General features: G+C 47.0%; 2 protein-coding genes. Both read right to left on the bottom strand.

Features of this window, described 5'->3' with window-relative positions; translation table 11 throughout:
- Positions 1–234: hypothetical protein (locus tag N1032_RS27025; RefSeq protein ID WP_259543779.1), on the bottom strand; the 234-nt coding region annotated here is incomplete at its 3' end.
- Between the two features lie 72 nt (positions 235–306).
- The coding region (locus N1032_RS27020; protein ID WP_259543777.1) for a hypothetical protein at positions 307–562 on the bottom strand (256 nt) is incomplete at its 5' end.

Raw genomic sequence — 562 nt, 5'->3', positions numbered from 1 at the left:
GATGCGCTTCTCTTTAACTTGATCCCACATATCAGAGCGACGAATATACACGTCAGCCGGTACAGCTGCTTTACGGATTTCGATTTCGACAGGCTGTTTGGCATCCATACTGAAACCAGCATACACACCAGTTGAATGATCACCACGAACAATGTCGCAGTACAACAAGCTCTCAAAGAAATCGACGTCACGTGAACTCATCACGTTACATCCAGCAAATACGATTCCACACATGAATCTTTCCTCTAGCGGGGCATGTTCCAGCCCCTCATCTTTATCAACGTTTTTAATTCAGGGAGCGAGCGCTCACCACTCAGGCCCATCACTGTCTTCATCATCGTCTTCACCGACGTCTTCCAGTTCAACTGGATCGATACGCTGAGCTGAGCGATAACGGTTGTACAGAGTGATGAGTGATGAACGATTTGCCTGCGGCATGAACCATTCGATTTCGAAGGTCATACGAATGTCATTCATCATGTCCTGGAGTTCACTTAAGAACTTGAACGTCCAGACATAGTTGTTGCCATCTTCGTCCCGCATACGACGAATGTCTTCGAAG

The organism is Herbiconiux daphne, from assembly GCF_024979295.1.
Taxonomy (GTDB): Bacteria; Actinomycetota; Actinomycetes; order Actinomycetales; family Microbacteriaceae; genus Herbiconiux; species Herbiconiux daphnes.
This window is presented reverse-complemented; position numbering and strand designations above follow the sequence as displayed.